The 26,420-nt window shown below is 62.8% G+C and carries 24 protein-coding genes; 11 read left to right on the top strand and 13 right to left on the bottom strand.

The genetic code is table 11. From position 1 onward, the window contains the following. Positions 1-11: 11 nt before the first annotated feature. The 9 genes from tolA to aspS all read right to left on the bottom strand — a co-directional run bounded on the left by tolA (position 12) and on the right by aspS (position 7,468). The gene (tolA, locus tag MU846_RS10815) at positions 12-776 is read right to left on the bottom strand and encodes a cell envelope integrity protein TolA (protein ID WP_246952601.1); all 765 of its coding nucleotides are present in this window, start codon (positions 774-776) and stop codon (positions 12-14) included. Then, positions 776-1,204 carry a protein TolR gene (gene tolR, locus MU846_RS10810; protein ID WP_246952599.1) on the bottom strand — a complete coding sequence of 143 codons (429 nt, stop codon included), beginning with the start codon at positions 1,202-1,204 and terminating at the stop codon, positions 776-778. Before tolR ends, tolA begins: the two co-directional genes overlap by 1 nt. Next, a complete protein-coding gene (gene tolQ, locus MU846_RS10805) occupies positions 1,204-1,896 on the bottom strand; it encodes a protein TolQ (protein ID WP_246952597.1) in 693 nt (230 codons plus the stop codon). Before tolQ ends, tolR begins: the two co-directional genes overlap by 1 nt. A 43-nt stretch (positions 1,897-1,939) precedes the next feature. Further along, complete coding sequence (gene ybgC / locus MU846_RS10800) at positions 1,940-2,362, bottom strand: tol-pal system-associated acyl-CoA thioesterase (RefSeq protein ID WP_246952595.1); 423 nt, start codon at positions 2,360-2,362, stop codon at positions 1,940-1,942. A 16-nt stretch (positions 2,363-2,378) separates the two neighbouring features. Further along, the gene (gene ruvB / locus MU846_RS10795) at positions 2,379-3,413 is read right to left on the bottom strand and encodes a Holliday junction branch migration DNA helicase RuvB (protein ID WP_246952593.1); all 1,035 of its coding nucleotides are present in this window, start codon (positions 3,411-3,413) and stop codon (positions 2,379-2,381) included. A gap of 64 nt (positions 3,414-3,477) precedes the next feature. Further along, positions 3,478-4,098: a Holliday junction branch migration protein RuvA gene (gene ruvA / locus MU846_RS10790; RefSeq protein WP_246952591.1), complete on the bottom strand. Its 621-nt coding sequence runs from the start codon at positions 4,096-4,098 to the stop codon at positions 3,478-3,480. Further along, positions 4,095-4,613 carry a crossover junction endodeoxyribonuclease RuvC gene (gene ruvC, locus MU846_RS10785; RefSeq protein ID WP_246952589.1) on the bottom strand — a complete coding sequence of 173 codons (519 nt, stop codon included), beginning with the start codon at positions 4,611-4,613 and terminating at the stop codon, positions 4,095-4,097. The genes ruvA and ruvC overlap by 4 nt, the downstream gene beginning before the upstream one ends. A gap of 270 nt (positions 4,614-4,883) precedes the next feature. Beyond that, positions 4,884-5,624, bottom strand: coding sequence for a YebC/PmpR family DNA-binding transcriptional regulator (locus MU846_RS10780; RefSeq protein WP_246952587.1), 741 nt, complete (start codon positions 5,622-5,624; stop codon positions 4,884-4,886). Between the two features lie 68 nt (positions 5,625-5,692). Next, positions 5,693-7,468: an aspartate--tRNA ligase gene (gene aspS / locus MU846_RS10775; protein WP_246952585.1), complete on the bottom strand. Its 1,776-nt coding sequence runs from the start codon at positions 7,466-7,468 to the stop codon at positions 5,693-5,695. Positions 7,469-7,824: 356 nt separating this feature from the next. Between aspS and MU846_RS10770 the strand changes: the two genes are divergently transcribed. The 9 genes from MU846_RS10770 to MU846_RS10730 all read left to right on the top strand — a co-directional run bounded on the left by MU846_RS10770 (position 7,825) and on the right by MU846_RS10730 (position 20,028). Next, positions 7,825-8,274 carry an HU family DNA-binding protein gene (locus MU846_RS10770; protein WP_246952583.1) on the top strand — a complete coding sequence of 150 codons (450 nt, stop codon included), beginning with the start codon at positions 7,825-7,827 and terminating at the stop codon, positions 8,272-8,274. Positions 8,275-8,523: 249 nt separating this feature from the next. After that, a complete protein-coding gene (locus MU846_RS10765; protein WP_246952581.1) occupies positions 8,524-9,780 on the top strand; it encodes an ABC1 kinase family protein in 1,257 nt (418 codons plus the stop codon). Positions 9,781-9,830: 50 nt separating this feature from the next. Then, positions 9,831-10,124: a PA4642 family protein gene (locus tag MU846_RS10760; protein ID WP_246952579.1), complete on the top strand. Its 294-nt coding sequence runs from the start codon at positions 9,831-9,833 to the stop codon at positions 10,122-10,124. Between the two features lie 222 nt (positions 10,125-10,346). Next, positions 10,347-11,570, top strand: coding sequence for a hypothetical protein (locus MU846_RS10755; protein WP_246952577.1), 1,224 nt, complete (start codon positions 10,347-10,349; stop codon positions 11,568-11,570). A 4-nt stretch (positions 11,571-11,574) separates the two neighbouring features. Further along, positions 11,575-12,192 carry a class I SAM-dependent methyltransferase gene (locus MU846_RS10750; RefSeq protein WP_246952576.1) on the top strand — a complete coding sequence of 206 codons (618 nt, stop codon included), beginning with the start codon at positions 11,575-11,577 and terminating at the stop codon, positions 12,190-12,192. Between the two features lie 261 nt (positions 12,193-12,453). Further along, positions 12,454-13,692: a sensor histidine kinase gene (locus MU846_RS10745; RefSeq protein ID WP_246952574.1), complete on the top strand. Its 1,239-nt coding sequence runs from the start codon at positions 12,454-12,456 to the stop codon at positions 13,690-13,692. Then, a complete protein-coding gene (locus MU846_RS10740; RefSeq protein ID WP_246952571.1) occupies positions 13,689-14,258 on the top strand; it encodes a response regulator transcription factor in 570 nt (189 codons plus the stop codon). Before MU846_RS10745 ends, MU846_RS10740 begins: the two co-directional genes overlap by 4 nt. Positions 14,259-14,572: 314 nt before the next feature. Beyond that, positions 14,573-16,285 carry an autotransporter assembly complex protein TamA gene (locus MU846_RS10735; protein ID WP_246952569.1) on the top strand — a complete coding sequence of 571 codons (1,713 nt, stop codon included), beginning with the start codon at positions 14,573-14,575 and terminating at the stop codon, positions 16,283-16,285. A gap of 8 nt (positions 16,286-16,293) precedes the next feature. Next, positions 16,294-20,028 (top strand): translocation/assembly module TamB domain-containing protein, encoded by a 3,735-nt coding sequence (locus MU846_RS10730; RefSeq protein WP_246952567.1) that lies wholly within the window; start codon positions 16,294-16,296, stop codon positions 20,026-20,028. Between the two features lie 92 nt (positions 20,029-20,120). On the opposite strand, the gene MU846_RS10725 is transcribed toward MU846_RS10730, so the two are convergent. Then, positions 20,121-20,540, bottom strand: a complete 420-nt coding sequence (locus MU846_RS10725) for a PaaI family thioesterase (protein WP_371738881.1) — start codon at positions 20,538-20,540, stop codon at positions 20,121-20,123. A gap of 117 nt (positions 20,541-20,657) precedes the next feature. Here MU846_RS10725 and MU846_RS10720 point away from each other — a divergent pair, with 117 nt between their 5' ends. Beyond that, a complete protein-coding gene (locus tag MU846_RS10720) occupies positions 20,658-22,373 on the top strand; it encodes a proline--tRNA ligase (protein WP_246952565.1) in 1,716 nt (571 codons plus the stop codon). Between the two features lie 142 nt (positions 22,374-22,515). Here MU846_RS10720 and MU846_RS10715 read toward each other — a convergent pair whose 3' ends face one another. The 3 genes from MU846_RS10715 to MU846_RS10705 all read right to left on the bottom strand — a co-directional run bounded on the left by MU846_RS10715 (position 22,516) and on the right by MU846_RS10705 (position 25,370). Continuing rightward, positions 22,516-23,400, bottom strand: coding sequence for an RpnC/YadD family protein (locus tag MU846_RS10715; RefSeq protein ID WP_246952563.1), 885 nt, complete (start codon positions 23,398-23,400; stop codon positions 22,516-22,518). 528 nt (positions 23,401-23,928) lie between these two features. Further along, positions 23,929-24,231: a hypothetical protein gene (locus MU846_RS10710; protein WP_246952561.1), complete on the bottom strand. Its 303-nt coding sequence runs from the start codon at positions 24,229-24,231 to the stop codon at positions 23,929-23,931. A gap of 116 nt (positions 24,232-24,347) precedes the next feature. Beyond that, positions 24,348-25,370, bottom strand: a complete 1,023-nt coding sequence (locus tag MU846_RS10705) for a DUF4062 domain-containing protein (RefSeq protein WP_246952559.1) — start codon at positions 25,368-25,370, stop codon at positions 24,348-24,350. A gap of 275 nt (positions 25,371-25,645) precedes the next feature. On the opposite strand from MU846_RS10705, the gene MU846_RS10700 reads away from it, so the two are divergent. Next, positions 25,646-26,395 carry a ParA family protein gene (locus tag MU846_RS10700; protein WP_246952557.1) on the top strand — a complete coding sequence of 250 codons (750 nt, stop codon included), beginning with the start codon at positions 25,646-25,648 and terminating at the stop codon, positions 26,393-26,395. The last annotated feature ends 25 nt before the right edge of the window (positions 26,396-26,420 follow it).

Raw genomic sequence — 26,420 nt, 5'->3', positions numbered from 1 at the left:
TATCCACTGTCTCACAACCGCATATCCTCCGGCCGGAACAAAAAGGTGAATTCACGAAATTTTTCGAACGCCGCGCCGTCCGGCACCGGCAGCCGACCCGCATTTTTGACCGCTGCAACGGCTGTTCTATCCAGTGCCGCATCCCCGCTTGATTGCTGTAACGTGACACTGAGCACATCCCCGCCCGGGGCCAGCCTCACATTGAGTTTCACCTCCATACCATTGCGGGCGCTGGGCGGGCGTGTCCAGCGGCGCCCTACCGTGCTCTGGATAGCGGCCACATATTCTGCCGTTTCCGGGTCTGCTTCCAGACTGTCGCTGTCGCTCTGGGCGGGCTGCGGTGTCTGCTCGCTGGCGGCCTGCCGCTGTTCCGCGCGGGTGACTTCTTCCTGCGCCAGCAATTCGGTCAGATCAGGCTGCTCGAATGAGGGCGCAGGTGGTGGCGGCGTCGGAGCAGGCTGCGGCGCCGGTTCGGGTGCAGGTGCCGGCGCAGGCTTTGGCGCCGGTGTCGGCGCAGGCTTGGGCGGCGCAGGCTTCGGCGCAGGCGGGTCGGGCCGGGGCGGGGGCGGTGTGGGCCGGGGCGGCGGTTGCGGCGCGGCAGGCTTTGGTGCCGCAGGCTGCGGCCGCTCCAGCACCACCGCCTGTATATGCGGTGGCGCAGGTTTCGGGCGCCGCAGCTCCGGCGTGCCGGCCCAGCTGAACATCACCAGCCCGACCACCAGCAGGTGCAACAGCACCGACACCCCGACGGCGGGCAGCCCGTCACGCCAGTTCATCAGCGACCTGTCTCCGGCGGCTCGGTGACCAGGCCCAGTCGCTCGACGCCCGCACCCTGCAACGCCGACATCAGTTCTATGACTCGTCCATAGGCCACATCGGCATCACCTTCGACGAGAAATTGCGTTTGCGGCGCGTTACGCCGGATGCGCTCCACATGCCCGCGCACGGTGTCCAGTGATGCCGAACTTTGTTGGGATTCGCCTACGTTGATGAAGTAGCCGCCATCGCGCTTGACGGTAAGCACCACCGGTTCGTCATCGGTGGTGATCGGCTGGCTGGAGGTTTTCGGCAATTCCACTTGCAACCCCTGGGTCATCATCGGGGCGGTAATCATGAACACCACCAGCAGCACCAGCATCACGTCGATATAAGGCACGACGTTGATATCTGCCACCAGCTTGCGCGGCGCCCTTACCTTGACCATCAGGCGCCTCCCCGGCCGTGGGCCTGCCGATGCAGCACTGCGGAAAACTCTTCGGCAAACATTTCACATGCGCCCACCAGTTCGTCGGTAGCCGCCGCAAAGCGGTTATAGGCGACCACCGCCGGAATGGCGGCGAACAGCCCCATGGCCGTGGCGATCAGTGCTTCGGCAATCCCCGGCGCAACGACGGCCAGCGTGGCCTGGCTGACATTGGCCAGTGCTCGAAACGAATTCATGATGCCCCACACGGTGCCGAACAGGCCGATATAAGGGCTGGTGGAGCCCACTGTGGCCAGAAACGGCAAGGTACGATTGAGCCGCGACTGTTCCCGTTGCAGTGCCACGCGCATCGCACGCTGCGTGCCTTCCATCACGGCATCTGCATCGCGGGATGTTTTCGAAAGGCGCACAAATTCCTGAAAGCCGGCGCGAAAAATGGCCTGCTGCCCCGAGGCTTCACCAGGCTCCTTCTTGACTTGCTGATACAGCGAAGCGAGATCTTCGCCTGACCAGAAACGCGCCTCGAACGCGGCCCCGGCCCGGCGGGCACTGCCGATCACGCGCCAGCGCGTCCAGATCATCGTCCAGGACATCACCGACAGCACCACCAGCAGCAGCATGACCAGCTGCACGACCAGCCCGGCTCCGCTGATCAGGCTCCATATGGACATGGCGTCCGAGTCCAGTTGCATCTACCCCGTCTCCTTCGCTGTTCGCCTTGTGTGGCGGTTATGGTCAGCTTTCATGCTGCATGGCCTTTCGCAGCGCATCCGGTAACGCCCGTGGGCGCAGTGTCGAGGCGGTGACACAGGCCACCTTGATGCGCCCTTCGCACAACAATTCATCGCCCCGCCAGATCTGTTGCAGAAAATCGATGCCTGCTCTGCCGACGCGCTCCGCCAGTGCCGTGGCTTGCAACGCATCGTCTATGCGCGCCGGCCTGAGATAGCGCACCGTGCATGAATGCACCACAAACTGGAAATCGTCATGCGCCAGGCCGTAGTGCTGAAAACCAAGCGAGCGCAGCCATTCTGTCCGCGCTCGCTCCATGAATTTCAGATAATTGACGTAATACACGATGCCACCGGCATCAGTATCCTCGATGTAGACCCGCACGGGCAGGCTAAATTCCGGTGATCTGTGCGTGGCGTCGCTCATAATGTTGAAAACTGTGTTAAACGTCGAACAGTTCGCCGGCACCGGGCGATGACGGCGGGCGCAGCCCGAAGTGTCGCCAGGTGTGTTGGGTGATCTGCCGGCCACGGGGCGTGCGGTGGATGAATCCCTGCTGGATCAGATAAGGCTCCACCACATCTTCCAGCGTGCCGGCATCTTCGTTCAGCGCTGCTGCCAGGCTATCCAGCCCCACCGGCCCGCCGTCGAATTTTTCCATCATCATGCGCAACAGCCGCCTGTCTGTGCCATCGAGGCCGTGCGCATCGACCTCCAGCATATCCAGCGCCGCCCGCGCAATCTCTGCGGTAATGCGCCCATCGCCACGCACCTCGGCATAATCACGCACGCGACGCAGCAGGCGGTTGGCGATCCGCGGCGTGCCTCGGGCTCGGCGCGCCACTTCGGCAGCGCCATCGGCCTCCACTGGCAGGCCCAGAATATCGCAGGAACGTTGCACAATGGCGGCAAGATCTTCCACTGAATAGAACTCCAGCCGCTGCACAATACCGAAGCGATCACGCAGTGGTGCCGTCAACAGCCCGGCGCGGGTGGTGGCGCCGACCAGCGTAAAGGGCGGCAGATCAATCTTGATCGAGCGCGCCGCCGGCCCTTCGCCGATCATGATATCCAGTTGGTAATCTTCCATTGCCGGATAGAGAATTTCTTCCACCACGGGCGAGAGCCGATGAATCTCGTCGACAAACAGCACATCGCCCTGCTCCAGATTGGTAAGGATCGCTGCCAGATCGCCAGCTTTTTCCAGCACCGGCCCGGAGGTGCTTTTCAGTTCCGAGCCCATCTCGCGGGCGATAATATGTGCCAAGGTGGTTTTGCCCAGGCCGGGCGGGCCAAAAATCAGGGTGTGATCCAGCGCCTCGCCACGCAAGCGCGCAGCGTCGATGAATATTTCCATGCGTTGGCTGACTTTCGGCTGGCCGCGATAATCCGCCAGACTGGAGGGCCGGATGGCGCGATCCAGCTGCTCTTCTACGCCGCTGCCAGCTTCGGCGGATATCAGTCGTTCAGTGTCCATGGGTGCTGCCTTTCATGAGCGTCATGGGCGTCGAGTCGCAAGGGGCAAAAAAGAGCAAAGCGTTTCAGCGCGCCAGGTGCCGCAATGTGCTGCGAATCAACTCGGCGCTGTCCAGTGCGCTGCGCTCGGCATCATCCATGCCAGCCGTTATTTTCGCTACCGCCTGCTCCGCATCCTTGCCGCGATAACCCAGCGCTTCGAGCGCCGCAACGGCATCGGCCAAGGGCTGCGATGCCGACGGCGCCACTACCACACCCGGCCCCGGCGCAGGCGCACCATCAAGCCGGTCGAGGCGATCGCTCATTTCGATCAGCAGCCGCTCGGCTGTTTTCTTGCCGATGCCGGGCACGCGCACCAGCGAACGGGTGTCCTGCTCCTGAATACAGCGCACCAGTCGCTCGGCCTCGATCCCGGAGAGAATCGCCAGGGCCGTCTTCGGGCCGACACCGTTGACCTTGATCAGCGCCCGAAACAGCTCGCGCTCGAACCGATCCACAAAACCGTACAGCAACTGTGCATCTTCGCGCACCACCATATGCGTGTGCAGCACAATTTCGCTGCCCGGCGCGTGCTGCTGATAGAAGGCCGTCATCGGTGCCTCCACTTCATAACCTACCCCGCCCACTTCCACCAGCAACCACGGCGGGCGAGCGTCCAGCAGGATGCCTCTCAGTCTTCCGATCATCGAATTCTTCTTCTGCGAATGGCGGTAGCGCCGGCCATGCGAGCCAGGCTGACGCGCATGTGAGCGTGGCAGATGGCGATGGCGAGGGCGTCGGCAGCATCTGCCTGCGGCGCCTTCGCCAATCCCAGCAAATAACACACCATTTGCGCCACCTGCTGTTTTTCCGCACCGCCAGAGCCGACCAGCGCCTGTTTCACCTGGCGGGCGGAGTATTCAAATACGGGTATTCCATGCTGCACGACCGCCGCAATGGCAGCGCCGCGTGCCTGCCCGAGCTTGAGGGCGGAATCGGCGTTGCGGGCCATGAAGACTTTTTCGATTCCCACTTCCACCGGCGTGTGGCTGCCCACCACTTCATTGAGCTGTGCGAAAATCTGCCCAAGCCGGGGCGCGATCTCTTCGCCCTGCGTGGTGATGGTGCCACAAGCGACAAAGTGGCACTTCTGGCCGATCTGTTCGATCAGGCCATAGCCGGTGAACCGGGAGCCGGGGTCAATGCCTAGGATGCGCGTCATGCGGCATTGATACTCAACTTATGGACAGTATGCAAGGAACACATCCGTCAGCGGGCGAAACAGTTACCGCGCACAAGGCGCGAGCAGGAGCGCCTACTATAATATGGCGCTGCGGCGCGCCACCATAATACTGACCAGTGCTGACCAGTGCTGACCAGTGCTGGCCAGTGCCGGCAGCGGCCGATCTGCCCGGCACCATGCGCGCAAACTGTCCCTGCGGGCCAGCCACGGCCGCCAGTAACCCCCCGCCGCTGGCTTATCCTTCCCGACCTACCCTTCGAAGTCGTCTGGAAAACGCACGTTGGTATAAACGTTCTGCACGTCATCCAGGTCTTCCATGTGATCGATCATCTTCATGATCGTGGCGGCGGTATCACCATCCACCTCGGCTTCGGTGCTCGGGTGCATGGTGACCTCTGCATCCACCGGCGCAAAGCCCGCCGCCTTGAGCGCGTCCACCACTTCACCGAAGCTGCCGTCCGGTGTCGTGATCACGGTAATGGAGCCGTCGTCATCCACTTGCACATCTTCGGCGCCGGCTTCCAGCGCCGCTTCCATCAAAGCTTCTTCGTCGGTGCCCGGCTCGAACAGGATCTCGCCGCGCTTGCTGAACAGGTACGCCACCGAGCCGTTGGTGCCCAGGTTGCCGCCGTGCTTGGTAAACGCATGGCGCACATCGGAGACGGTGCGATTGACGTTGTCTGTCATGGTTTCCACCAGCACAGCAACACCGGCCGGGCCGTAGCCCTCATAGGTGATCTCGCTCATGTTGCTGGTGTCATCGTTGCCGGCACCGCGCTTGATCGCCCGATCAATGGTGTCGCGGGTCATGTTTGCAGTGAGGGCTTTGTCCACCACCGCTCGCAGGCGCGGATTGTCGTTAGGCTCCGGGCCGCCCAGCCGGGCGGCGACGGTGATTTCCCGGATCAGCTTCGTGAAGATCTTGCCCCGCTTGGCATCCTGAGCTGCCTTGCGGTGCTTGATGTTCGCCCATTTACTATGCCCGGCCATAACAACCTCTGCTTCCTGTCACTGAAATGCTTGATGAAAAACGGCCCGCATCGGCGGGCCGTTGACGCTTACTCGCCCTTGCGCTCGTCTTTGCGCAAGGCGATTCCCAACTCTCGCAGTTGGCGATTGCCGACCTCTGCCGGCGCCTGCGTCAGCGGGCAGGCCGCGGTCTGCGTTTTCGGGAAGGCGATGACATCGCGGATCGAATCACTGCCTGTCATCAGCATCACGATCCGATCCAGGCCAAATGCCAGGCCACCGTGCGGCGGCGCACCGTACTTCAGCGCATCCAGCAGGAAACCGAATTTCTCCTCGGCCTCTTCATCGGCAATGCCCAGCGCCTTGAACACCGCACGCTGCATGGCCGGCTCGTGAATACGGATCGAACCACCGCCCAGCTCGGTGCCATTGAGCACCATGTCATAAGCGCGCGACAACGCAGCACCCGGATCGGCCACCAGTGCCTCGGCGTCACAGGAGGGCTGTGTGAACGGGTGATGCAAGGCTGCCCAGCTGCCGTCATCGTCCTGTTCGAACATCGGGAAATCCACTACCCACAGCGGCGCCCAGTCGCCCTGCACCAGGCCCCGATCATGGCCCACACGAATGCGCAGTGCGCCGAGGGATTCGTTCACGATGCGGGCTTTATCGGCACCGAAAAAGATCAGATCGCCGGTCTGCGCGCCGGTGCGCTCAAGGATGCCGGCGATGGCTTCATCGGTGAGGAATTTCAGGATCGGCGATTGCAGGCCATCGTGGCCGGCCGCCAGATCGTTCACCTTGATATAGGCCAGCCCTTTGGCACCGTAGATGCTCACATATTTGGTGTAGTCGTCGATATCCTTGCGGCTGAGATCGGCGCCGGCGGGCACCCGTAGCGCGGCAACGCGACCTTTCGGATCGTTCGCGGGGCCGGAAAACACCTTGAAATCCACCCCGGCCAGCAGATCACCGATGTCGATCAGCTCCAGCGGGATACGCAGATCGGGCTTGTCGGAACCGAACCGGCGCATGGCCTCGGCAAACGGCATACGCGGGAATTCCGGCAGCGTCACATCCAGCATTTCGCGGAATACGGTACGCACTACGTCCTCGGTGATCGACATGATGTCCTGCTCGTCAACAAATGACGCTTCCAGATCGATTTGCGTGAACTCGGGCTGGCGGTCGGCACGCAGGTCTTCGTCGCGGAAGCATTTGGCAATCTGGTAGTAGCGATCAAAACCGGCCACCATCAGCAACTGCTTGAACAGCTGCGGCGATTGCGGCAGCGCAAAGAAGCTGCCCGGGTGGGTGCGGCTGGGCACCAGATAATCCCGAGCGCCTTCCGGTGTGGCTTTGGTCAGGATCGGCGTTTCCACATCCATGAAGCCGTGCGCTTCCAGCGCTTGCCGCACCACTGCGGTCAGGCGCGAGCGAAAGCGGAAGTTGGCCAGCACTTCCGGGCGGCGCAGATCAAGATAACGGTACTTCAAGCGCACTTCTTCGCCCGCTGCCGAGCGCTCATCCAGCTCGAACGGCGGCGTATCAGAGGTATTGAGCAATGTCAGGCCGGTGCCGAGCACTTCGATATCGCCGGTTTCCATACGGCTGTTGCGCACCGCTTCATCACGCAGCCGCACACGCCCCTGCACCTGTACCACATACTCATTGCGCACCTTGTCCGCACGAGCGAAGGCTTCTTCGGTATCCGGATCGAACACCACTTGCACCAGGCCGGCGCGGTCGCGCAGGTCCAGAAAAATCACACCACCGTGATCCCGGCGCCGGTGAACCCACCCACACAGGGTCACCTGCTCCCCATCGTGGGCAGCCCTCAAATCTCCGCAGTAATGGCTTCGCATAACGTCTGTTCCACTGAATCGTTCGGGCTCGCCACGGCGCCAGACGGCCGGGCGCGGAAAGGCGGCTAGTATATCCATTCACCCTGCCGGCAGCCATGCCGGCGCAATGACAGCCGCCCATTCGGCCGAAAGCGGCCCTCAAACAGGCAAAAACATCAAAAAGCCTTTGAAAATGGGGGCAAACTGCTTGCTGCCGTGCACACCTTCGCATATAAAAGGCCCAGAACACGCGGCTAGCGGCCCAGTGGCAGCAGCTGCTGTGGTGACGGCGCGGCACGCAAGCGTCATCAGCGCCAACTGTTCGCACGGAACCATACCAATTATCTCGGATGAACCAGACAGGGGTACCCAGACCAATGGCTGCAAAAACGAAAGCTGCTGCTGCGAAAAAACCGGCTGCGAAACCAGCTGCCAAGAAAGCACCGGCCAAGGTAGCTGCAAAGGCAACACCCAAGAAAGCCGCCGCGCCCGCCGCACCGCGCAAGCTCAAGGCAATCACCGAGCCGATGAGCAAAACCCAGATCACCGCCACGCTCGCCGAATCCACCGGCCTCACCCGCAAGCAGGTCACGGCTGTTTTTGACGAGCTGTCGAATCTGATCGGTGCGCATGTTGCCAAAAAGGGCGCAGGGCAATTCACCCTGCCCGGCCTGCTGAAAATCAACACTGTCAAGAAGCCCGCCACCAAGGCGCGCAAGGGCATCAACCCCTTCACGGGCGAAGAAACCACCTTCAAGGCCAAGCCGGCCAGCATCGTGGTGAAAGTGCGCCCGCTGAAGAAACTGAAAGACATGGCTGCCAGCTGATTAGCCTGCGCACCTTGAACAAAGGCGGCTTCGGCCGCCTTTTGTTTGCCTGCCGAATGTGCCGGCCAGCACCGCCGTTACCGCCTCGCCTGATGCCCCACCCAAGCCCGACAACCTGTGCCGGCTCCGCTGCGCGGCACGGCTCGCGACAGTGCGCACGATAATATATGTCGCTCGCCGGCGCGCTTGGACATGCCCCGGCCCTTGTGTCATAAAGGGCGGCCTGACCGGGGAGTTCAGATGTCTGCCATGACCGCACCGACTGTGCCCAGTACGCCACGCCTGCTCTGGCGCGCACGGGGGCGCTATGCCCGCGTGCTGGTCGCTTGCCGTCATATCCAGCAAGCGCTGTGGCAGCATCGCGATCTTTTGCGCAGCAAGGATGAACAGCAGCGGCTCCCCCTGCACGCCGACATTGCGCAGGCGCTGGCGGCGCTGTGCCGACATAACGGCGGTGCCTGGATCAAGTTTGCACAGTTTCTCAGTTGCCGCCCCGACCTGCTGCCTCCTGCGTACATCGAGGCGTTCGCGGCGCTGCGCGAAGATGCGCCGGCGGCTCACTTTGATGACGTGCAGCCTTGGCTGGAAGAGCTGCTGGGCAAGCAATGGGCCAGCCATTTCAGTGCTTTCAATATTATTCCCGTGGCCTCGGCATCTATCGCTCAGGTGCACCGCGCCCGCCTGAAGGACGGCACCGAGGTTGCCGTGAAGCTGCAACTGCCACGCGTGCAGGCCGAATTCACTCAGGATGCTGCCGCGTTACGCATGATTGCGCGGCTGCTGGCGCCGCTGTTTCGTGAAATCGACCTGCGCCAGATTGCCGAACAGCTGATCCGCACCACCGAGCGGGAGCTGGATTTCACCGAGGAGCTGCATCATCTGACTGCGTTTGCCGCCCTGCCACACGCGGCCGGCATCCGCGTGCCGAAAGCATTTCCCGCGCTATGCAGCCAACGCCTGCTGGTGACGGAGTGGATTCCGGGTGACAGCCTCTCCCATGTGCTGGCGCACTCGCCCCGGCGCGCAGCCACGCTGCTCACACGGTTGCAGGAAAGCACCTTGCAGCAGGTGCTGGAGTTCGGTCTTTTCCATGCCGACCCGCACCCCGGCAATTTCATTGCCACGCCGGACGACGAGCTGGCGATCCTGGATTTCGGCGCAGTCGAGCAACTCAGCGCCAGCGAGCGCGGGCATTACACTGCGCTGTTGCAACGGCTGCTGGGCCATAGCAGCGGCCCCCTGCTACCGCTGTTCGAGGCAGCCGGCTTCCACGGGCTGGAGGAGGCGCACCTGGCACAGCTCTCCGACGCACTGGTGCGTGCCCATACCACTGACAGCACGCTGGTCGGCAGTTTGCGCGCATTGCTGGACGAATTTCGCCGGCTGAATCTGGTCATCCCCGACCCGTTTGTGGCCATGGTCAGGGTGCTGATTGTGATCGGCGGGCTGACCACGCGGCACCAGATTCCATTCCAGTGGCCAGCGGGGCTCGCCGGGCAGAGTTGAAACTCCGGCCTCGCCCCGGAGATAATCACGCCCCCGAGCAGGAGGACACGATGAGCGAACGCAAAGACAAGAAGAAGGTGATCGGCGAGCCGATGACCGACGACCAGATCAGGATTTTCCTGGATACCCAGCCTGAAGCAGGCGTCGATACCGATTTCCATGTACTGCTGCGCGCCTACCGCAGCCTGCGCGAAGAAGATTTCGAGCGCTTCATCGGCTTTTTCGTTGCCAACGGCGGCAATCTGCAAGCCCGCGACCCGGCCGGCCGAACGCTGGCAGACATCATTTCCCGCCATACCCAGGCGACCGCCTATCTGCATGCCCTGGGGCACCAGAGCAGCTGATTGCTCACCGCCCGGCACTGCGCAAGCCCCAACATCCGCAGTGCCGATCGCCTCGCCCGAGTTTCTCGACCCGCCACCCGCCCGCTCGCCTGTCGCCTTGTGAGCGCTTTTCCGCCCGCCCGCTGTTCAAGTGCTGCCTGATTATGGCAAGGTTCAGTCTTGGCAACTTGCCTTTTGGTTTCACATAACAACAAATCTCATAACCAGAATAAGAGCCCGATCATGACCGTTACCCATGTTCCCGCCAGACCATTCTGGCTTGTGATATTGCTGACCTGTTGGCTTGGAGCGGCAGCTCACGCTTTCGACGACGAAGGCAATCTGGACGAAATGGATGAAGTCCGGCCGGGGGAACTGAGCTATGAAGATATCCCTGTCGATGACCGTATCTTCGAACGCCCCTGGACATCGGTGCCCTTCAACACCGCTTTTTTCGACTACACACCTGAAGAAATCGAAGCGCGCTGGGACGAGCTCATGGCCGGCATCCGGGCGCCCTTCCCCTCACCCGGATACCTGGAATACATGATTTCCAATTACCCGGAAATCGTCGAAGGTGTCGAAGCGTTCAACGGCGACTATGAGGAATTCAGCCGCCGTAACATCCACGTCTGGCGGCTGTTCCTGCGCGGGGATCTGCAACAGGCCCGCGAGGAAGGCATTCAGCTTGGTGTGATGGGGTTGTACCCGGCCATGTTCGCGCAAACGCTTTATGCGATTTACCTGAGCGAGCGGCAAACCGAGAAATACATGATGCTGCAGGATGTCGCCAACCGGGTGCGTGACAACTTCCATCTGCTTGATCGCGCCGAGAATGATCCCATTGCTGCCGAGCTGGTGGCGTTCACCAAGCTGGGGTACGCCTACGCGCTGGGGCGTATTGCCGAAGAATCACCGGTGCCGGTGATCGTGTTTCGCCGCTATATCGGCAAGATCAAGGGCGGTGCCGAAGAGGTGGTGGACCTGATCCCGGATCATCCACTGGGCCACGCTTTCCGCGCCGGTGTCGATGCCGGCATCATGCGCCGCGTCGGCCGCGCCACCGGTCGCATCACCTATGGCGCCCGCAGTACCGTGGTAGATGAATCATTCAGAAAAGCGTTCGAGATGGCGCCGGATATCCCGATTCTCAACTATGAATACGCCAACGCGCTGATCTACATGAGCCGCAAGCGAGATCTGGAACTTGCCTACGAATACCTGGATCGCGCCACGCACTTCACGCCGCAGTGGTCGATGGATGCGCTGGATACCATGTACGCGTTCAAACGCCTGCAGGAAGTGCGCCTGTTCGACCAGCATTACCGCAGCTTCCGCGCTTTCGAGCGCCACCGCCGCCGGTTCAGCCGCGTCACCGATCACAATCTCACCAACGTGCTGTCGCCGCCGCTGACGATGGATATGATGGAAAACCCGGAGCAATACACCTTGCCGCCATTGGAGTAACACTGTGGGCTGGTACGAGAACCATGTGTTTCCCCCGTTGCTGGACTGGGCCACGCGCCCGCTCCAGCGCACCCGCACCGAATTGCTGGCCGGCGCACGGGGCCGCGTGCTCGAACTCGGCGTCGGCACTGGTGCCAATTTCGGCAGCTATACTCGCGCTGCCACGGAAATTCACGGCATCGAACCCACGCCCGCCATGCTTGCCAGAGCACAGCGCAAGGCGGCATCCCTGCCTGAGCCACAACGCTTCACGCTGGTGGAGGCAGGCGCCGAAGCACTGCCCTACCCGGACGCACACTTCGATACCGTGATCGCCTGCCTGGTGTTCTGCACCATTCCCGATGCCGAAGCGGCGGCGGCAGAAGCCGCACGAGTGCTGCGCCCGGATGGCCAGCTGCTGGTGCTGGAACACGTCGCCAGCCACCGGCCGCTCATCAATCGGCTGCAACGGGGCATCAATCCGATATGGCGCAAACTCGCCTGCGGCTGCGAACTCACGCGCGATACCGCCGCACTGTTGCGCCGCCACGGTTTCAATCTCGACAACACGCGCCATTGGCAGCACCCGGCGCTGCCGGGGCTGATGGCCCAGGTGCTTTATGGCCGCGCCATGCGCGGCTAGCAGCGCTGTGCTGGCTGGTTAGCTGGTTAGCTGGTTAGCTGGTTAGCTGGTTAGCTGGTTAGCTGGTTAGCTGGTTAGCTGGTTAGCTGACAACAGGATAGGGCGCTGCCAAGATAACGCCATGTAGCTACGCCATGCGCGACCCACACGACACCCTGCGCGAGCGACTATACGAAGGGGCAATTTGCCGCACCCGTCTGGCGCACAAGCACACTCACCACCGCTACAATAGGCCACCAATTCCGGGCAAGAGAGCAGGCCATGACCCCCAGCTGGCAAGATCCTCGTACCTGGCGGCGGCGCCTGGTATTTCTGCGTGGCAGCCTGGTCACGCTGCTGGCGCTGCTGTATCTCGTCGCAGACTGGCACGCCGCCTCCCCCCTGCCCACTTTTCAGGTGGGCTTGTGGCTGGCCTTGCTGTGGCTGCCCTCGGTGGTCTTCCTGCTCACGCGCAACCGCCCGCCGCGCTGGCAATGGTGGCTGTGTGGCATGGAAGTGCTGGTCGATCAACTGCTGTTTCTTGCGCTGCTGCACCAGCTCGGCGGCTCCGCCAACCCGCTGGCGTTCTACCTGCTGCTGCCGGTATTGATTGGCGCGCTGGCGTTGCCATCCGCGGCGGCCGGCTTGCAGGTCGTGGTGGCGATCAGCGGCTACGGGCTGACCTTGCACTGGCATAACGTGCCCTATCACCATCCGCACCTGCACGCACTAACCAACGAGATTCACCCCGATCACGGGCTGGGCATGTGGCTTGCCTTTGCTGCCGTTGCCGTGGTGCTGACACTGCTGGGCCAACTGCTGCGGCAAGCACAGCAACGTGAGCAGCGCAGCCAGGGGACCGCACTCACCCTCGCCTTGCAGCGCGAGCGCATGTACCAGATCGGCGCCACGCTGGCCGACCGGGCGCATGAACTGAATACCCCGCTTTCCACCTTGCTGCTGATCAGCGAAGGCCTGGCAGAAGATCCGGCACTTCCGGAAAGCCGCCGCAACGATGCCCGCCAGATCGGCGAGCTGGCACGCCGCATCAGCATCTTGTTACGGCCCACGGCCCCGGACAGTGCCAGCCTGGCGCAACCACGGCGCTTGTCCACCCTGTGTGAAGAAGTGGCGCTGACACTGCGCCACCTGGCACCGACGCTGACTGTGCGCTGGCAAGGGCCGGCCGACCCGGCGCTGGCGCAAAGCAGCAGCTGGCAACGGGTGCTCGCCAATCTTGGCTACAATGCCTGTGACGCCGGTGCCAGCACATTGGATATCGCCTGCGTACAAACCCAGAGCGGCTGGCTCATTCAGATCAGCGACGATGGCCCGAGGCAGCCCGGCCAGCCCGGCCGGGAAGGGCTGGGCATTGGCCTGGCGCTGGTGGAAACCAGCCTCGCCGCACTGGGCGCCACTCTGGAGCTGACCTTCGAGCGCCAATGGACACAAGCACGCATCCAGCTGCCCCGGATATCGGGGGCACAGCCGGCGCCGGATTCACAGGGAGAGCCCGCGTGAGCACACCGCAGATGCTGATCATCGAGGACGACGACGCGCTACGCGACCAGTTGCAACGCGCGCTTGGCAGCCGCGGTTGGCTGTGCCATGCGGAAAACAGCGTGGCCAGTGGCCTGACACGCCTGGCCACCTTGAGCCAGCTGGACGCGGCGCTGCTGGATCTGAACCTCGGGGCCGACAACGGCCTGGCCCTGATCGAACCAATCCTGGCGCGCTTTCCCCGTTGCCGTGTGCTGATTCTGACCGGCTATGGCTCGATTCCCTCGGCGGTCGCCGCCACGCGACGTGGTGCCCATAATTACCTGACCAAGCCCGCCAGCCTGGCCGATATCCTCGCCGCACTTGATCAGGACACGGCGCAGCAAACGCCCGATCTTCCCGATGCGCCGCCCTCGCTGGAACGGCTGGAATGGGAACATATCCAGCGCGTGCTGGACGAACATGAGGGCAATATATCGGCCGCCGCTCGTGTGCTGGGCATCCACCGCCGCACCCTGCAACGGCGCCTTAAAAAACGCCCCAGCCCCAGCGATTACGCCCGCGACCGGAATCCGGCAAGCTCTTGAGCCCTGTACCTGCCGGCTGCCGACAGCTAGCGCCGAGCGCATAGACCCCGGCCTCCAGCAACGCACAAGTCGGCGGGCAGCGCGTGAGCGGCAAGGCGCGGCAGGCCCGCCGAATCAATTTTTTACCGTTGTCGCAACTGAAAAGCTGATACTTTGTCTCAGATGACTAGAATGGCCTTGGCGCTTCAGGTGCAGCCGGAAACGCCATTTCGGTGCCCCGGTTCGGGCACGCACTCGGGCATGATCGGCTTCGCGGGCTTGGCATGATTCGGTTTTTCAGACACATAGTCCGCGGCAGCGCAGCACCCTCTGTCGTGCTGCGAGGCATGTTGGTGCTCGGCCTGCTGTGCGTGTGCGCGAGCGCTCGCGCCGCCAGCCCGACGTTGCAGCTCAATGGTGTCAGTGGCGAGCTGCAAGACAACATCCGTGCCCATGTGACGATCAGCACCGAAGCCTGCGAGCTCGCCAGCTGGCGCGAGCGGGCGACCGTGCGCAATGCGCGACGGGCCGCTGACAACGCCCTGCGTGCGCTGGGCTATTATAGCGCCGAAATTCAGGCCGAGCTGATCCGCGCCGACGGCTGCTGGGCAATTCGGATGAACGTTGCCGCCGGGCCTCGCGTTACTGTTACCGAAGTGCTGGTCAGCGTCACCGGCAGCGCCGAGCAAGACACCGCTTTTCGCGATGCGCTGCGCAATCCTCTGGTGCGCCCAGGTGATCCGCTGCGCCATGATCTCTACGAGCAGATGCGCGGCACTCTGACTCGCCTGGCAGCCGATCGCGGCTACTTCGAGAGCCAGTGGCGTGCACACCGGCTGGAGGTGGATATCCCGCGTCAGCAGGCTCGCATCGTGCTGCATCTGGAGAGCGGCCCGCGCTATCAGTTCGGTGATGTGACGCTGGAACAGGACGTGCTCAACGACGATCTTGCCGCCCGCTTCATTCCGTTTTTGCCGGGCGATCCGTACGACAACCGTGAGCTGATCAGCTTGCAGCAAGCGCTCAACAGCAGCGGCTACTATGGCAACGTACGCATTCGCAGCGAGCCTGACAGCGCCGAGCGCCGCGTGCACGTAACCGCCGTCACGACCGCGCGGCCGCGCCATGGTTATCTGGCCGGGATCGGCTTTTCCACCGACACGGGGCCCCGGCTGCGGCTGGGTTACGAAAACCGCCGCGTCAATCGCGCCGGCCACCGCTATAACGCGGAAGTGGAAACCTCGCCAGTGCGCACCACCGCCGGCCTCAATTATGAAATCCCGATTGATCCGGCGCGTGAAAAAATCTCGCTCTCCGGCGGCTATCGCACCGAAGACACCGACACCAGTTTCAGTGAACGTTACCGGCTCGGTGTGGCGCATCAGATCGAGCTCAATTCCGGTTGGGTGGCGACTACTTCTCTGGAATTCGAACGTGAGCATTTTACGGTGGCGGACGTGCGCGATCGCACCGACCTGGTGATGCCCGGCTTCGAGCTGGCCCGCACGCGTTCCGATCACCCGATCTACCCCCGGCGCGGCTGGCATCTGGGCGGCAAGGTGCGCTTTGCGGAAGAAAACTTTCTCTCCAGCGTGACCTTTGTGCAGTTTCGCGGCCGTGCCCGCCTGATTTTTCCGGCCCTTGGTGGCCGCATTCTCACCCGCGCCGATCTGGGCGTGACCGAAGCCGACGAGCTGGTCGAATTGCCCACCTCGGTGCGGTTTTTTGCCGGCGGCGACGCCAGCGTGCGTGGCTACGCCTACGAGAGCCTGGGCCCGATCAATGATGATGGCGAAGTGATCGGTGGCCGCCACATGTTCACCGGCAGCATCGAATACGATTATCTGTTCCTGCCTAGCTGGAGCGTCGCTGTGTTTGCCGACGGCGGCAATGCGTTTGATACCGTGGACAGCTTCGAGCCCGTCTACGGTTTCGGTATCGGCATCCGCTGGCGCTCCCCCATTGGCCCGATCCGGCTTGATGTAGCCCGGCCCACGGATCACAGCGACAATTTCCGCATCCACGTCAGCATGGGGCCAGACCTGTGAGCGCGGCAATGATCCGCTTGTGGTTGCGCCGGCTGCTGATACTGGCAGGCATCCTGGTGTTGCTGCTGGTGATCGCCCTGCCGCTCGCGCTGGGCATCGCCATGTCCCGTGAAGCAGGCAGCCGCTGGCTGCTGGTGCAGGCCGCAGCCTATGCGCCCGGCGAGCTGCACATGGACAGCGTTCAAGGTACTTTTTTGCGCGGGCTGGATGTGTACGGCGTGCATTACCATCTGTCGGCCGTGACGATTGAAGCCGACCGGCTGCAACTGGCGCTGGCGTGGCCTGCGCTATTACAGCGCCGCGTCAACGCCACGGTACTGAAAATCGACGCATTGGCGATCACGATGCACGGCACGGAAACAGAGGCCACCCCGGCGGACGACACGCCGTTCGGCCTGGCCGATCTGCCCGATATCCGCTTGCCTGTGGAGATCGCCATTCCGGCTGGCGAGGTCAACGGCTTCACCTTCACGCCCGCCGGCGGCACGCCGATCCGGCTGGATCAGATCCTGCTGGCGGGCAGCACCAGCGCCGATCATCAGTTGCACCTGCAGCAATTGCTGGCACGCCAGGGCGATTATCATGCCTCGCTCAATGGCCGGCTCGGACTGCTTGGCCCGTTCCCGCTCGATGCCTGGCTGGACTGGCAAGCGCCGCTGCCTGCGGCGGCGGCCGAGGCGCTGGGCACCACCGAATCTGCCCACGGCGAAGCCCGCTTGCAGGGTGATGCCGCCACGCTGCGCTTGCGCCACCGCCTGCGTGCGCCACTCGCGCTGGAAACCGAAGGCCAGCTGGCGCCGTTCGCTGCACCGCTACGGTTTGAACTGGCCAACCAATGGGCGCCCTTTACGCTGCACCTGCCGCCCGGTTCTGACGGTGCTGCCACGGAAGAGCCGGGCATTGAAGGAACGATCACCGAAAACACCGGTACGGAAAGCGCTCACACGGACGGAGAAGACAACGCAGGTAGTGAAGGCAACGAAGACAAGAACCCCGAAGACAGCAACCCTGCCCGCACCCTGGCCGTAGCGGGCGGCACTCTGGCGGTGGCCGGCTCACCCGATGCCTACCAGCTCCAGCTGGCCAGCGGCACTCAATTGCCCGACCTGCCCGCGCTGACCTTCACGCTGGCCGCCGAGGGCTCCACTCAGGGCTTGCAAGTGCAAGAGGCCACCGTGCAGGCCGGTCAGGCCACCGCGCAGCTACGGGGAGAGATCGAATGGGCACCGCTGCTGCGCTGGGATCTGGCCCTGGCCGTGCAAGAGTTCGATCCCTCACTCATTCTGCCCGAGCTGCCCGGCACGCTGGCGCTGCGCGCTCAGACGCAGGGCCAATTGCGCGAAAGCAAGCTGGCCCTGGCAGTAGAGCTTAAGCACCTCAGCGGCACCCTGCGCGGCCAGCCCGTCGGTGGCAGTGGCAGCGTTGCCCTGAGCGACACCATGGCGCTGGAGAGCGACCTGCAACTGCGCGCCGGCCGCAACCGCGTCAGCCTGCGTGGCCGCGCCGCCGAGACACTGGATATTCGGCTGGATATCGTCGCCAACCAGCTCTCCGCGCTGTGGCCCGGCTTGCGTGGCCAACTGCATCTGGACGGCCGCCTGCACGGCACACGCGCCCTGCCCCGGCTCGATGCGACCGCTAACGGCCAATCGCTGGGCTTCGGCGCTTGGCAACTGGCCCGCCTGGCACTTCAGGCCGGGGCCAGCGATCCGCTGAACGAGGAGGCTGCGCAGCTTGATCTGCACCTGACGCTCGATGACCTGCAACACGGCACCGAGACGCTGCTCGATAGCGCCGAGCTGCGTGGCCGGGGCAGCGCGGCCGATCACCGCCTGCACTGGCAGCTCAGCGCGCCGGGTGACGGTCTCTTCAATCCGAGCTCCAGCGCTCTTTCCAGCACTAACTCCAGCACAGGTTCCAGCAGTCTCTCCGGCGCCGTGCAAGGCGCGCTGCACGATCTGCGCGCCTGGCAAGGCCAGCTGCAAAGCCTGGCCATCGACAATCCACTCGCTGGCCAATGGCAGCTGGAGCAGCCCGCCGCGCTCGCGCTATCAACCAGCGCCGCGCAACTGGCCCGCGCTTGCCTCGTTTCCGACGGGGGGCGGCTGTGTGCCGAGGGCCAATGGCAGAGCGACGGTGCCAGCCAGGCGCGGCTTGATCTCGACACCATGCCGCTGGCGTGGCTGGCCCGCGCCCTGCCGGACGATGCCGCCGCGATCGACGGCAGCCTGAGCCTGCACGCCGAATATCACCGCCAACGTGGCGGCCAGGCGCAGGCCGGCAGCGCACGACTGACCATCAGCCCCGGCAGCCTCACGCTTGCCAGCGGCGACGACGATCCGTATCAGATCCGCTGGCAGGGGGCGGATATCACCGCCACCCTGGAAAACACCCGCCTTGATGCACGCGCCACCCTGCATCTGGATGACGACAACCGCGCCCAGGCCCGGCTCGGTGCCGCCCTTGCCGGCCCGCAAACCCGGCTGGACGGCGCGCTGGACATTCTGGTCGATGAACTGCGCTGGCTGGAATTGTTTATCCCGCAGGCCCGACAGATTACCGGCCGGATACGCGGCAATCTGGTGCTCGGCGGCACCATCGCCGCCCCGGTTTTCAGCGGCCAGTTGCGGCTGGAACAAGGTGGCACGGAGATCCCCGATCTCGGCCTCGCCCTGACCGATCTCAACCTGCTGGTAGGCGCCCGCCCGGACGGCACCCTTGACGTCAGCGGCGCTGTCCGCTCCGGCCCCGGCCAGCTCGGCATCTCCGGCACCCTGGCCACCCGTGGCCCCCAGCCCTGGCCGTTGCAGCTGGCCATTCAGGGCGAGCGTTTCCAGGCAGTGCAGACACCGGAGGCCCGTGTGCTGATCAACCCGGATATCACCGTCGAGCTGCGCGGCAACCAGTTGGTGATCCGGGGCGATATCCTCGTGCCGGAAGCGCAATTCGAGATCAACACGCTGCCGCAACAGGCCGTCACCACGTCCAGCGATGAAATCATCGTCTCCGAAGATATCGAGCAAACCTCGCCCTGGGATATCGACACCGAAGTGACGGTCCGGCTGGGTGAGCTGATTACCTTCGAAGGCTTCGGCCTCAGTGCCCGCTTCGGCGGTGGTGTCCGCATCGAAGACAAACCCGAGCGCAGCACGCGGCTCACCGGCGAAGTGCGCATTCTTGACGGTCGCTACCGCGCCTACGGGCAGAACTTGCGTGTCGAGCGCGGCACACTGATCTTCCAGGGCGCCCCCGACAACCCCGGCCTGGATATCGTCGCCGTGCGCACCATCCCTGCCTACGATGTGCGTGCCGGGCTGATCGTCGGCGGCACCCTGCAAGACCCGCGCTCCCAGGTGTTCTCCGAGCCGGCCATGGAAGAAACCGAAGCCATGGCCTATCTGCTCACCGGCCGGCCGCTCAATCGCGCCTCCGACAACGATGCCAACATGATCGTGCAGGCCATCGCCCGCTACGGCATCGAGCGCGGCGAATTCATCACCGATCGTCTCGGCCAGACTCTGGGGCTGGAAGTGGGCGTGGATACCGAAGGGGAATTCGAAGACACTGCCCTGATGCTGGGCAAGCAGCTTTCGTCACGGCTTTACCTGCGCTACAGCGTTGGCCTGTTCGAGGCTCTTTCCACCGTCATGTTGCGGTACACCCTGACCAGCAGCCTGAGCCTCGAAACGCGCTCAAACGCAGAAGAACAGGCCATCGATCTGATTTTCCGTACCGAACGGTAGCCACCGGCACATCAAGGCAGCGGCACGTGCGCGAGCAGCACCAGGCACAGGCCGGCTCTTCTGCACAGCCGCGCCAGCCTCATGCGGTATGGCTAGCCGCTGGCAGGGAGCGCGTAAGTGCCGGTCACATGCGCTACCGGCTCCTCCTCCCCCTCGCTGTAAAGCCACACCTCCAGCACCACCGAGCGGCGCCCGAGGCGGATGATATTGCACTCCGCCAGCAAATCCCGCGGCGCGGGCCGACGCAGAAAGTTGATATTCAGGTTCTGCGTGACGGCCATTTCCAGCCGCCCCAGTTGCCCGAGGATCGCCGCATACATGGCGGCATCCGCCAGCCCCATGATCGTCGGGCCGGACAATGTTCCGCCCGGACGCACCGCCGAAGCGCGGAACGGCTGCCTGACTGTCGCCTTGCCGCCACCTGCCTGCTCCACCTGAATCCCGGTTTCGGCGGCCGCCGGCAAGCCATTCACAATCAGCTGCTGCACCGCTGCTGCATCCAACGCCATCATTGTTCCCCTTCTGCAAACTGCCCCGCATGATACCCGCCCGCCCCGGCCTGCACACTGTGCTAACTGCCCGCCAGTGCTTACAATGGCCGTTTTTCACCGACCTTCAGGAAACTGTGCATGCGTGCCTCCCGTTATCTGCTTGCCACCGTCAAGGAAACACCCGCCGACGCCGTGGTGATCAGTCATCAGCTCATGCTGCGTGCCGGCATGATCCGCAAGCTGGCGTCAGGTCTATACAGCTGGCTGCCAACCGGCCTGCGCGTATTGCAAAAGGTAGAGCAGATCATCCGCGAAGAAATGAACAATGCCGGCGCTCAGGAAGTGCTGATGCCGGTAACGCAACCGATCGACCTCTGGGACGAATCCGGTCGCGCCAGCAATTTTGGCCCGGAGCTGCTGCGCTTTACCGATCGCCATGGCAACGGCTTCTGCCTCGGCCCCACCCATGAAGAAGTCATCACCGATCTGGCGCGCAACGAGCTGCACAGCTATAAACAGCTGCCGATGAATTTCTACCAGATCCAGACCAAGTTCCGTGATGAAACCCGGCCACGTTTTGGTGTCATGCGCTCGCGTGAATTCATCATGAAGGACGCTTACTCCTTTCATCTGGATCACGCCAGCCTGGAAGACACCTATCAGATCATGTACGACGCCTACTGCCGCATCTTTGATCGGCTCGGCCTGAATTATCGTGCCGTGGCCGCTGATACCGGCTCCATTGGTGGATCCGGCTCCCACGAGTTCCATGTGCTGGCGCAATCCGGCGAAGACGCCATCGCCTTTTCCGATTCATCCAGCTATGCCGCCAACGTGGAGCTTGCCGAAGCCATTGCCGAGGGCGAGCGTGCGGCGCCTGAAAAGCCGCTTCAGCTGCAAGACACCCCCGGCGCCAAAACCATTGCCGATCTGGTCAGCCAGTTCCAGCTGCCCATCGAGCGCACGGTGAAGACGCTGGTGGTGGCCGCCAGCGAGGCAGCCGGCGGCGGCCTGATCGCGCTGCTGGTGCGCGGCGATCACGAACTCAATGAGCTGAAGGCAGAAAAGTTGCCTCAGGTGGCTGCCCCGCTGCGCTTTGCCACCAATGAGGAAATACGGGAAGCCATCGGCGCCGGCCCCGGCAGCCTGGGCCCGCTCAATCTGCCCATTCCTTGCCTGGCCGATCGCAGCGTGGCGGTGATGAGCGATTTCACCGCTGGCGCCAATATTGATGGCAAACATTATTTCGGTATCAACTGGGAGCGCGACCTGCCGCTGCCCGACACCGCCGATCTGCGCGATGTAGTGGAAGGCGACCCCAGCCCGGACGGCCAAGGGCGCCTGACCATCAAGCGTGGCATCGAAGTCGGCCACATCTTCCAGCTGGGCACCAAGTATTCCGAAGCATTGAAAGCCACCGTGCTGGATGAGAACGGCAAGAGCCTGCCGATGCCCATGGGTTGTTACGGCATTGGCGTCACACGAGTTGTCGCCGCTGCCATCGAACAGAACTTTGATGAGCGCGGCATCATCTGGCCCGAGGCCATCGCGCCGTTCCAGATCGCACTGATTCCGGTGAATCTGAAGAAAAGCCCACGCGAGCGCGAACTGTGCGAGCAGCTCTATCGACAGCTCACCGAAGCGGGCTTCGAGGTGCTCTATGATGACCGCGAAAAAGAACGGCTGGGCGTGAAGCTTTCGGACGCGGAACTGATCGGCATTCCCCACCGCGTGGTAGTCGCCGAACGTGGCCTGGATGACAACACCGTGGAGTATCGCGCCCGGCGAGAGAGCGAGAACACACTGGTCGCGCCCGATGCCATCGTTCAGTTCCTGCGCGATCGGCTAAAGTAATGCTCGCGCATTGAGCACCGGCGGTGGGCGAGCATCTGCGGTGGGGCAAGCGCTTGTGGTGGGTAAGCCTCTGCGGTAGATAAGCTCCTGCGACAGACAAGCCCCTGCGGCGGGTAAGCCGACCGGCTACCCGCTGCACACCTCAACTGTCGCGCCGCAGGCGCTGCACCTCATCCAGCGGCAGCCCTGTGGCTGCGGCGATGGCTGTATCGTCCAGCGCGGTCATGCGCATCAGGTTGCCTGCTGTTTCGCGCCGGGCGCGCAGGCTCCCTTCCTCCATGCCTTGCTCCATGCCGCGCCGGATGCCCTTTTCCAAGCCGATGGATTCGTATCGCTCCGCAAATCCCGCCATGACACGGCCCTCCTCCTGGTAGTATTGCTCGAAAAGCGTCCGCTCATTATTGGTAAGCTCGGCATAAATGTCGATAAACGCAAAATACTTGACGCGCCTGTCCGGGTGCTTCTCCAGGCTGGCAAGGCCACGGATGGCGCTGGCATACATGGCCAGCTTCAGTTCCGGTGGCCAGCGCATGTTCAGCAGGTTGAGCCTTGCCACCAGATTATTGCTGTTCACATACTGCTGCCCCTCAAGCTCCGGCAATACACAGCGGATATAATTTACCGTTATATAGTCGCGGATCTCGTTGCCGAGGATGATTTGCGCAGGCACTTTGCGTGCCTGCCGCAGAAACACCACCACCGGCACCACTCGGTCTGTCTTCAGCAGCTCCGCCAGTGACAGGCAATATCGCCCCAGCTTGTGAACCGAAAATCGTGCCGGGTCGGTATGCTGCTCCACCACGAACAGCAGGGCTTCGCGTCTGCCGTCCGGGCACTCCAGCAACAGCGGGATATCCAGTTCCAGAAATCGATCGCTGAGCCGGTCCTTGAGCTGTTCTTCCCGCAGCGGCGTGAATACCACCCCGTCGTCAAGGCAAGCAGCCTGCTCCGGCGCAAACAGCGCCCGTGCCTCGCGCGGATAATCCAGCACGAGATTCTTGAAGTTCTGATCATGACTGCTTGGCATTGCGCCCCGTCCCTGGCCGCTGACAAACCCCGATACTGACGCCACACAGACGGTTCGTCTGTCAGCCAGACCGGACAAAGCGCGTAAGAGAATGCCGCAGAGAAACGTATGAGATTGTCCAACCGACGAAAGAGCTGAATAGAATACGGCCGCACCGCCATCCTGCCTACACGCTGCCGACCCCATGCGGCAGTGCCCACAGGAGATACCGGGAAAACATGCCCGCCGAGCAGAAACAGCCACGCAAGCACTTTTTTAGCCCTTCTCCCCGTGCAGAATAGCCGCAGGCTCACTCTTCGGACCAGCCTGCAGCTGTTCTGCGCTTCGCGTGTCCCACAAGGAAGAGGAGAGCAAAAAGAGCGGTTTTTGGACAACCCGTTGGTGCTTTCGCGGATATCGGAAAAGCCTCCACAGAAATCGACGATGAACCTTTTATAGCCCCTCTCCCCTTGTGGGAGAGGGGTTGGGGAGAGGGGGGAGATTATGGCAGGAAATATATACCCGGCACCTGATCTGGAACGAAACTGGCTAGCGCTCGGAATCTTTCTTCTGTGTATTTTTTATGGAAATTTCTACTGAAGATAATTTAAAGCAATACAACATGTAGCTGGCATCGTGAAAGCTGAAAATCCATCGCCCCCTCTCCCCCAACCCCTTATTCGCTTCGCTCACTCTTCGGGCCAGCCTGCGGCTGTTCTGCGCCTCGCTTGTCCCACAAGGGGGGAGGGGAGCAAAAAATATCGGTATTCTGGACAACCCATTGGTGCTTTCGCGGATATCGGAAAAGCCTCCACAGAAATCGACGATGAACTTTTTTGCATCGCCGCGCATGCCTGATCCGGAAACGATGATTCTTGCAATCAACAGGCGTGCACACGGCCTCGGCTCCAGCCGGGATAGCCATCACAAGATAACCACATCACAGGATAGCGAGGCGTAGACGAAACCTAGCGCTTGCGCACCAGCAGTTGTGTCATGGTCTGGTCGCCCAGCGGGGTCAGTTGCCAGCTCACCGTATTTTGCCCCGGCGGACGTGGGCACTTGCGGATCAACCCCAGCGCACGCAGCTGCACCTTCACCTGATTGAAACTTTCTGTCTCAAGCGCGATATTGCGCACCGCGTGAGCTTTCGGCATCGACTGTTGCACGTCGGCGAGCGCCCGGCTGGCGAGCGCTTCTTCAAGTGCTTCACGCATTTCCGCCTCCGAGACTTCCTGCAGCATCTGCGGCGCCAGGCAACCGATAATCGCATCCCAGCTCATTTGCGTCTGCGCTGCCCCGGCCTTGCAATCGCCCTTGATATAGATATCGCACCGGTAGCGCAGTGCCACGGTGTCGGCGCCACGTGCCAGGGTTTCCAGCGGCGGCCGATAGCCGGCCACCAGCTCCTCTTTTTCTCGCTCCAGCTCGGCGACGCGCTGCGTCAGCCGCTGGACTTCAAGCCGCGTCATCGCTTCCGCGGCCTCGCCTGCGCGCACCCAGCCGCTGGCAGGATGCTTGATCACCATTTGCGCCATCGCCTTGCGGGCGACATCACCAAGATCGTCAGGGCTATGCCAGAACCGGGTCAGGCACTTGTTTTGCAGCAGTTGACGAAAATCATTGAAGCGCACCTCGCCCTCGCGGGTGGGCTCACGCTGCTCCGGTGGCAGGAAATCAGGGGAATCATGCAGCAGCGCCAGCATCGGTTTGCCCTTGGTCGCGGCGTAGACGAATTCCCGGTGGGTATACGACAGCCCGATCGGCGACAACGAACCGTAGCGGCCACCCACCAGCACCAGATAGTAATCACACTCGTTGATCACCTTCTGGATCGCTGGCCACTGGCTGTCCGCGCCGCCAGAATGCAGCTCCATGCCAGTCGGTATCATGCCCATGCCCAGCAGCGAGAGCAGCAACGACTGCCGCGCCTCCTGCAAATCCGCGTAGGTCGAGCTGATAAACACCTGATATTTGCGTTCGGTAGTCAAACGGGCCCGGCTCCTGTCCGAGTAGCCTGTTGTCGAGGCAGAGTGCGCCGGCCAGCGCGCTTGTCACCGGCGGCGCCAGCATTGTGCCAGAATCATGCGGCGCGGTACCGGAGCCATGCATCACCCCACGCAGCGCGCCAACCGGCAAGCAGTGTAACGCAGTGGCTCGGGCCGGGCGAGCCGCCGCCTTTGCCCCCTCCAGCGCAGCAAGGCACTATAGGCTCCTGTTTCTGAGCCCTCTGCCCCTGCGGGGAGCGCTGCGAACGGAGATCAGCATGAAAACGGTTGCCTTCTACAATCTCAAGGGTGGAGTGGGCAAGACCTCCGCCGCCGTCAACATTGCCTGGCATGCGGCGCGCTGGAAGTATCCTACGCTGCTGTGGGATCTTGATCCTCAGGGCGCAGCCAGCTTCTACCTCGGCGTGGAGGGTGCGCGCAGTTACAAGGCCGGCTCACTGGCCAGCGGCCGGCAAGCCGCCAGCAGCCTCACGGTGCCCACCCGCTGGCCGGGGCTGGATGTGATCCCTTCCGATATCACCCTGCGCAATCTGGATATCAAGCTCGCCGAAGCCGGTGGCGGCAAGCAGCGCCTGCGCCAGTTGCTGGCGCCCCTCAAAGCTGAATACAGCCTGGTGCTGCTGGATTGCCCGCCCACGCTCAGCCCGGTTGCCGAGCATATCTTCGCCGCCGCCGATTACCTGATGGTGCCCGTCATCCCGACGCATCTGTCTGTGCGCGCGTTTCAGCAGGTGCTTGATTGGGTGGAGCAGAAGCAATATCGCCGCCTGGAAGTGGTGCCGTTTTTCAATATGGTCGACCGCCGCCGCGTGCTGCATCTGGAGATGCTGGTCAAGCGGCCGGCAGTGATGCGCAACGGCCTGCAAACCTCCATTCCTTACGCGACGCACATCGAGCAGATGGGTGAACATTGCGCCCCGGTCGGTGAGTTTGCCCCGCACACACCCGCCGCACGTGCGTTTCGCAATCTGTGGTTCGAGATGGCAGACAAGCTACAGCTTCAGTGATGGTTCTGCTCGAAAACCGTTGCGG

The sequence above is a fragment of the Alcanivorax quisquiliarum genome (assembly GCF_023051175.1).
In the GTDB taxonomy this organism is placed as follows: domain Bacteria; phylum Pseudomonadota; class Gammaproteobacteria; order Pseudomonadales; family Alcanivoracaceae; genus Isoalcanivorax; species Isoalcanivorax quisquiliarum.
This window is presented reverse-complemented; position numbering and strand designations above follow the sequence as displayed.